The sequence below is a fragment of the Acinetobacter sp. AOR43_HL genome (genome assembly GCF_027854635.1).
Taxonomy (GTDB): domain Bacteria; phylum Pseudomonadota; class Gammaproteobacteria; order Pseudomonadales; family Moraxellaceae; genus Acinetobacter; species Acinetobacter pittii.
In genome coordinates this window covers 1-7,050 of the sequence record NZ_JAKTHX010000014.1, presented here as the reverse complement: position 1 = coordinate 7,050, position 7,050 = coordinate 1, and the positions used below count along the sequence as shown (strand labels likewise).

Genomic DNA, 7,050 nt, shown 5'->3' with positions numbered 1-7,050 from the left:
CTGAATATCGTCGCCAATGGCGTAAATTACATATGGGTATAGATGCTAAAACCTTACAAATACGCGCTGTTCAGCTCACAACCAACAATGTGAGTGATTCACAGGTACTTGGTGATTTACTCGATCAGATTCCACAAGATGAGAGAGTTGACTCCGTCTATACCGATGGAGCTTATGATACCAAACAGTGCCGACAGGTCATTGCGGATCGGCAAGCACATGCAGTGATTCCACCAAGAAAAAATGCGAAGCCATGGAAAGATAAAAAGATGAGCTCGCTAGAACGCAATGAGTTGCTTCGAACAGTTAAACGTTTAGGAAGAACTATTTGGAAGAAATGGTCAGGCTATCATCGGCGAAGTTTGGTTGAAACCAAGATGCATTGCATCAAATTATTGGGGGATAAACTCAGTGCGAGAAATTTTTCAAAGCCAAGTCAATGAGATTCATGCACGTATGGCAGTATTAAATAAATTTACGGACTTAGGCAGACCACATACCCGAGTTGTCACTTAAATTTGAGTAGATATGAGAAGTCTTAACTTTTAAATCTTTGTGCAACAAAGCCTATCAGAGATATTAACCTTTGATAGTTTTAATGATTTTGTGATTCACTGTATTGATCAGCACATAATCATTATTTACTTTCACCCATTGCTGGTTCTTAGCTGGTTTAGTCAGGTTGCTATACTTTTTATGGTCTACTGAGTGACCTTTGCGGTATTGAGAAGGAATAACTTGTCCAGCCTTCCAATCACGTGAAGGTTTTACAGTATGCTTCTGAGTTTGAGCTTTTTGAACTAAAGGCTGTTTCTTATGTTGGTCAACTTGTTTTTTATGCTGATTAACGTGTTTAGGCTGATTATGATTTTCTTGTGGAGCAGCAAAAGCAGAAGCTCCCATAACAGAAGCTGATACTGATAAAACAATTGCTTTAATTAATGTATTCATACCACACCTAATCATTTTGTCTTTTAATTGATAATTTCATTAAACATGAGAAACCAAGTTTAAATAATTATTTAATGTAATTCTTTTGTTAAAATTAAGAAGGAAATAAGGATTAATTTAGAATATAAAACAAACACTTAGAATGCAAAATAACCATTTATTTGGTCTTTAAATAGGCTGTGATTTCACTCAAATATAATAAAAACATATAGTTGAATCATCATGTTTTAATGAGGAAAATAATTTACTTAAATCTCACATTATTATCCATCTAATCTCCATAAAGCAGTCCTAATATCCTCTTATCAAATAAGTTCTCAGGTTTAGAGTTTAGAAATGAAAAAGATTATCTCTGGTTTACTCGTTGGTTTAATGGCAACCTCATTCACAATGACTACGATGGCTGCTCCAGTACAGGATCATAAACAGCCACCAGCTCAGCACCATATTGATAAAAAACCACAGCCACCAAAACATGATATGAAAAGAGATCCCGATCATAAAGCCCCTTCAAAACATGACATGAAGAAGCATCATCCAGAGCATAAATTGCCACCTAAACACTAATTACGAATAAAGGAAAAGGCCAATAAGTGTAAAAACTTATTGGTCTTTTTTTATGCCTTCCTACTGATAAGACAGAATAAATTCACTACTTCTTTCATTTAACATAATGGCTGTTGTACAAATTTCCAAAAAAAGCGAGGATTTTCTCCTCGCTCTTTTACTCAACAAATTAGAAGTTATATTTTAATTGAGCATTTACACCATTAAAGCCATCAAACGCATTAACGTGTGTGTAAGCTACTTCTGCAGCCAAGTTTGGAGTGAAGTTATAGCCAGCCCCAGCCTGAATGATTAAACCGGAATCATCTTCGCTAGCTGAAACTGTATAACCTTGATAAGTAGCATCTACATCGAGGTCAACACGTGCATAACCTGCCATACCTTTAGCATAGAAGTTATTTGCTAAAGGATATTTAGCTGTTAAGCCAATACCATAGTATTGAACATCGGCATCAGTTCTTACACCAAGTTCTTCTAAATCGCCATCGAACTCGATGTCATTCACAGATTTATTCCAGAATACTTCAGCACCAACATATTCATTAAATTGCAAACCACCATTCAGACCTAGAAAATGTACATCAACATTATCGTTATTTAAAAATGTATAGCCAGCGCCTACATATGGCTGAATTGTTGTACTACCAGCATTTGCTGTAGTTGCTGCAACAGTCCCAAGAAGTGATACCAAAAGCAGTTTTTTCATTGTATATCTCATGAATAAATATTGAAATTATATAAAAACCCATAAATCATTGATTTAAAGGATTTGCATATATTGGAAATATAAATAAAGTTTTGCAATAAAGTTATACTAATTAGTGAGATAGTTTTTGATTTATTGGTTAATAAATAATCTTTTTTTATTTCTTCTAGAAATTTTCTATTTAACATAGTGGGCGTTATACGAAATGAACAAATTGAAACATATAAAAATCAAAAACTTATGCTATAAATAATTTGCTCGACGATGTCGAAAAGCCGACTTGGGAACAAGTCGGCTTTTTTATGAGCAGTTTTTATATATTTTGCCAATAAAATTGGTTAAAAACGATCAAATCGTAATTTCCTTCCGATTCCTTAAGGCTTCCATTTCTGAATTTATCCCCATTTCTTGCGGATAAGCTTTGGGATAATTTTGATGATTTTTTGTACGCTTTGGCTTACAGCATTTTACGAAATTGTTTGTATCCAAGCACCAGTGAAGTCCCTATGATTAATCTATATGAACAGGATGTTCAATGACTTAAAACAAGAATAATCAGTCAGACACCATGACCATTAGGTAGTCAGCCCTACCTATGCGCTCCACACCGAAAAATCCCGACATGACGTCGGGATTTTTTATTGTCATTTGAATAATAATTCAATTAAGCATAAAATATAGATTGTAATCTATATTATTGTTGTAATATGTGGACAGTCATTACAACGGATCTGTTTAACGAATGGCTTGCACAGCAAGATCAATCTACACAAGAGAAAGTACTCGCAGCGTTGGTCGTTCTACAGCAACAGGGACCAAGTTTAGGTCGTCCTTTAGTAGATACCGTCTATGACTCCAAATTTACCAATATGAAAGAGCTACGTGTTCAGCATCGAGGTAAACCACTGAGAGCCTTTTTCGCATTTGATCCTTTACGACAAGCTATTGTGCTGTGTATCGGTGATAAAGGCGGTAAAAAGCGTTTTTATAAAGAGATGTTAGATATTGCCGATCAGCAATACGAAATTCATCTTTCAACTTTAGGAGATCAATCTAATGGCTAAGACCCTACAAGAATTATTGGCTAATCGCTCTCCAGAGAGTCAAGCTCGTATTCAACAAATGGCGGATGAATTATTGTTGGAAACTCAGCTTCACCTTATTCGTGAAGAGTTAGAGATTTCTCAAAAAGAACTGGCTGCAACCCTTGGAATCAAACAGCCTTCATTGTCAGCAATCGAAAATCGTGGTCATGATCTTAAAATTTCAACGATGAAAAAGTATGTCGAAGCAATGGGCGGAAAACTTCGTATTGATGTAGAGCTTCCAACAGGAAAACACATAGGATTCAATGTCTAATAATAAACCTTTGAAAAATAGTAGTAAATTACTTGTTAACTTGGACAAGTTTATATTTTTAGTCAATGCTGCTGATAGCCTAGAGGAAATTGAAATTATTAGAGATTTATGCTGTGACTATTTTTCACATTGTAAGAAGTCAAGCTATTACACTGATATTTTCGACAATGCTTATTGGATAAAATATTACGAAATAACTTAATCTTTCCAGATTCGCATAAGAGATTTTATGCTAAATAGATATGAGAAAGGCCATAAATTGTGACTTTCTCATATACGAAGAGAGAGCTGAGAACTTTCGTTTTATTGATTTATTCCAAATGAAGCTAATATTGATGTGTGGTGATTTTAATTTTTAGTTGCTTATATTTTCTTTTCGTAGCGCTCAGAGCTGAATTAGACACTTCTGTATAAAATATAGGATCATTCATCAAATCAGAAAATAATTTATATCCAATCAATAATTTACTGTATTTATTCCCATCTTTGAGATTCGTTTCAATTAATTGATCTAAATCTTTTACAGAAAAACTATACATATTAGCCTCGATAGAGTGTTTCTGAACGGGCACCATACAGGGTTGGCGATAGGAACTAAAGTTAAATTAGGTATTGATATATGGAATATTATTGTAAAAATAATAGATTAAACTTATATCGAGGCTAAACTTTACTCCTTTAATAGTAAAAATCTTATTCAGGATCCAAGATATATCCTTCTAAAAGACTTTAGTCCTTCTCTTTTTCAAGTCAAATTTACCCGTAATTCTGGCTAGAATACTCTCTCAAAATTGCATATACCCTATATTTATCTTGATATAAGGTCTTTTCTATAATTTTTTGGATATCTTCACTAGTCCATTTTTGCTGCTTAGCTTTAAAAATGAACTGTGATTGCAGAACAAATGAGTGTTCACCTTTTCTTAAATAAAGATTCTTGACTTTTTTTTGCATAAGAAAGTAAGCGTCCGCTGAACCCCATGCCTATTTTTTAATTTGAGTTGGATTTCCAGCGATGTGGCAGTAATTCTTCTATTTGGGTCGCTTTATGCGTCGGCAGCCTTTTCAGCACATCACTTAAATAGGCATACGGATCCAGCCCATTCAGCTTTGCTGACTGGATTAAAGTCATGATATTGGCTGCTCGTTGGCCACTGCGCAGCGAACCTGCAAATAGCCAGTTCTTTCGTCCCAAGGCCCAGGGGCGCATTGAGTTCTCTGCCCAGTTATTGTCAATGGGTAGATTGCCATCATCCAGATAGCGGCTTAAGGCTGGCCAACGCTTCAGACTGTAATTGATGGCCTTGGCGGTTGGAGAACTCGATGGCACCGTCAGATAATGTTGGTTGAGCCATTCATACAGTTGTTGCATCACCGGTTGGCTGTGCTGTTGTCGGTATTCGCGGCGGTGTTCTGCTGTACTATCGGTCTTTTTCCTGAGTTCGGCTTCTATCGCATACAGTTTCTGAATCATCAGTAATGCCTGTTCAGCGATCTGACTTTTCCCAGTCACATGTAGCTCATGGAATTTACGACGTGCATGCGCCATGCAGCCCACCTCAATGACATCGCCTGATTTAAAGCGTGCTTTATAACCACTGTAATCATCACAGACCAGATGGCCCTGCCAGCCATTCAGGAACTCTTCTGCATGCTGACCTGAACGGCTATCCTGAAAGTCATAGATCACCGCTTGAACTGGATTGTACTGTGTAGTGGCATAGGCCCAGACATAACCTTTCTTCGGTTTTTTCTCATCATCACCCATCCGCATGATGGTGACCGGCGTTTCATCGGCATGGATCACCCGCTGTTGCAGCACCACCTGTTTTAAGGCATTGGCCAGAGGTTCCAGTTCCACACCGCAGCGACCAATCCAGTCAGATAAAGTAGATCTGGACAGATCAATGCCCGCCCGCTGATAGATCAGGCGCTGACGGTACAGCGGCAAATGATCGGCATACTTCGATACCAGCACATGGCTGAGCAGTTCAGGTGAAGCAATGCCTTTATCAATCACATAGGCGGGCATCGCTTGCTGAGTCAGGGTGTCACACTGATCACAGACCCATTTGCCACGCACATGCTGTTCCTTATAGAACTGTGCCGGTCTGAAATGCAGTTTTTCACTGATATCTTCGCCGATACGACGTAACTGGCAGCCACAACTGCATTGGGTTGATGCAGGTTCATGCTCAATACGGATGGTGTGTAAATGATCCGGCAGCAGTCGACGTTTAGGTTTGTTGACTGTGGCTTTCTCTGTCGCTGCATCGGTTTTATCTGCATTCAGCCGCTCCAGTTCCAAATCAACTGCTGCGATATCCTCTTCAACCGCTTCGTCCCACAGATGGATTTGTTTTGCGGTGAGATGTTCGTTTTTACTGCCAAATTTGTGCTGTTTAAATAGTGCGAGCTCATGCTCGTATTTTTGCGTGAGAATGGAAAGATGTTGAACTTTGGCATCCAATTGCTGGTTTGATTTTTCTAATTCTTGATTTGATTGTGCCAGAGACTGATGCTGCATTGCCAACTGTCTGGTAAATTCCAGCAGTTGTTCATGGGTCAGTTGGCTTAAGTCTGGCAGCGTATTCATGACCGCAGTATGCCTGAGGTCATGACGCAGAGGAAATAGAACGTTTGGAGAATAGCAGAATGGACCAGTTTAGAGCATCGTCACCACCTGCTGTCGTCCAATGCGCTGCCAAGGTAAACCCTGGATCAGTGCCTGTAACTGTTCCGGACTGATCGCCATGCTTTCACCCTGGTGAACCTGCGCCCAGTGGAATTTTCCCTGTTCCAGCCGCCGGGCACACAGCCAGATGCCCAGTCCATCATGTACCAGCACTTTCATGCGATGGCCACGTTTATTACAGAACAGGTAAGCACAATGCGGTTTAATGTAGCCAAAGGCTCTCACCACCTGAGCCATGATAGTATCCATCCCTGCTCGCATATCCAGAGGTTGGGTAGAAAGCCAGATTTCATCAATGCGGATCATGTTGCAAGTGCCTTGAGTAATTCTGCTAAAGCAGATATTTCTGATACTTGCCATTTCAAGCCAATTTCTGCTTTTGAGTGGGGTAAAGTAATTTGAACCGTTAACATGTCAGTAGGAGTAGGATCTAATGGTGCAGAGCAAGATAAGGCAATAAATGCAGGTTTATTCGGTAGTGGTGAGCGATCATTCCCTGGCTTACCATCAATTAAGCGAATCCATTTGGATACAAGATTTGTATTCAATCCATGTTGCAAAGCGACCGAAGCAATTGAAACGTCCGGTGCTTTACAAGCCTGAACGATCTGCTGTTTAAATTCAGCACTGTATGTTCTTCGTTTTTTCGCAAGAGATGCGATGGATGTCTGGTGATTTGTAGTCATAAATTTTAGTCCCCACTTGTTTTTAAGTGGGGACTAAATTAAGGCTTATAGGATGAATTCATAAGGTGTGTTCAGCGGACGCTTAC

The 7,050-nt window shown here is 38.8% G+C and carries 10 protein-coding genes and 1 pseudogene; 5 read left to right on the top strand and 6 right to left on the bottom strand.

The window, feature by feature from the left end:
• A pseudogene (locus tag MKL33_RS06385) lies at positions 1-516 on the top strand (IS5-like element ISAba13 family transposase); the annotation flags it as partial.
• A gap of 63 nt (positions 517-579) precedes the next feature.
• On the opposite strand, the gene MKL33_RS06380 reads toward MKL33_RS06385, so the two are convergent.
• Positions 580-951 (bottom strand): RcnB family protein, encoded by a 372-nt coding sequence (locus tag MKL33_RS06380; RefSeq protein WP_009501156.1) that lies wholly within the window; start codon positions 949-951, stop codon positions 580-582.
• A gap of 336 nt (positions 952-1,287) precedes the next feature.
• Between MKL33_RS06380 and MKL33_RS06375 the strand changes: the two genes are divergently transcribed.
• A complete protein-coding gene (locus MKL33_RS06375; protein ID WP_009501150.1) occupies positions 1,288-1,518 on the top strand; it encodes a hypothetical protein in 231 nt (76 codons plus the stop codon).
• 169 nt (positions 1,519-1,687) lie between these two features.
• Here the strand turns inward: MKL33_RS06375 and MKL33_RS06370 are convergent, their stop codons facing one another.
• Positions 1,688-2,224, bottom strand: coding sequence for a porin family protein (locus MKL33_RS06370; RefSeq protein ID WP_009501148.1), 537 nt, complete (start codon positions 2,222-2,224; stop codon positions 1,688-1,690).
• Positions 2,225-2,931: 707 nt separating this feature from the next.
• Here MKL33_RS06370 and MKL33_RS06365 point away from each other — a divergent pair.
• Genes MKL33_RS06365 through MKL33_RS06355 form a run of 3 tightly spaced genes read left to right on the top strand, consistent with a single transcriptional unit; the run spans position 2,932 to position 3,785 of the window.
• Entirely contained in the window at positions 2,932-3,288 is a 357-nt protein-coding gene (locus tag MKL33_RS06365; protein ID WP_000269903.1) for a type II toxin-antitoxin system RelE/ParE family toxin, read from the top strand.
• Positions 3,281-3,583, top strand: coding sequence for a helix-turn-helix domain-containing protein (locus MKL33_RS06360; RefSeq protein ID WP_001140619.1), 303 nt, complete (start codon positions 3,281-3,283; stop codon positions 3,581-3,583). Before MKL33_RS06365 ends, MKL33_RS06360 begins: the two co-directional genes overlap by 8 nt.
• Positions 3,576-3,785 (top strand): hypothetical protein, encoded by a 210-nt coding sequence (locus MKL33_RS06355; RefSeq protein WP_000069471.1) that lies wholly within the window; start codon positions 3,576-3,578, stop codon positions 3,783-3,785. Before MKL33_RS06360 ends, MKL33_RS06355 begins: the two co-directional genes overlap by 8 nt.
• Before the next feature lie 124 nt (positions 3,786-3,909).
• Here the strand turns inward: MKL33_RS06355 and MKL33_RS06350 are convergent, their stop codons facing one another.
• From MKL33_RS06350 to tnpA, 4 genes are all read right to left on the bottom strand, one after another.
• Entirely contained in the window at positions 3,910-4,122 is a 213-nt protein-coding gene (locus MKL33_RS06350; protein WP_016653394.1) for a hypothetical protein, read from the bottom strand.
• A gap of 452 nt (positions 4,123-4,574) precedes the next feature.
• Positions 4,575-6,179 (bottom strand): IS66 family transposase, encoded by a 1,605-nt coding sequence (tnpC, locus tag MKL33_RS06345; protein WP_130120076.1) that lies wholly within the window; start codon positions 6,177-6,179, stop codon positions 4,575-4,577.
• 69 nt (positions 6,180-6,248) lie between these two features.
• The gene (gene tnpB, locus MKL33_RS06340; protein ID WP_004691519.1) at positions 6,249-6,584 is read right to left on the bottom strand and encodes an IS66 family insertion sequence element accessory protein TnpB; all 336 of its coding nucleotides are present in this window, start codon (positions 6,582-6,584) and stop codon (positions 6,249-6,251) included.
• Positions 6,581-6,964 carry an IS66-like element accessory protein TnpA gene (gene tnpA / locus MKL33_RS06335; protein ID WP_004762545.1) on the bottom strand — a complete coding sequence of 128 codons (384 nt, stop codon included), beginning with the start codon at positions 6,962-6,964 and terminating at the stop codon, positions 6,581-6,583. Before tnpA ends, tnpB begins: the two co-directional genes overlap by 4 nt.
• Positions 6,965-7,050: the final 86 nt, after the last annotated feature.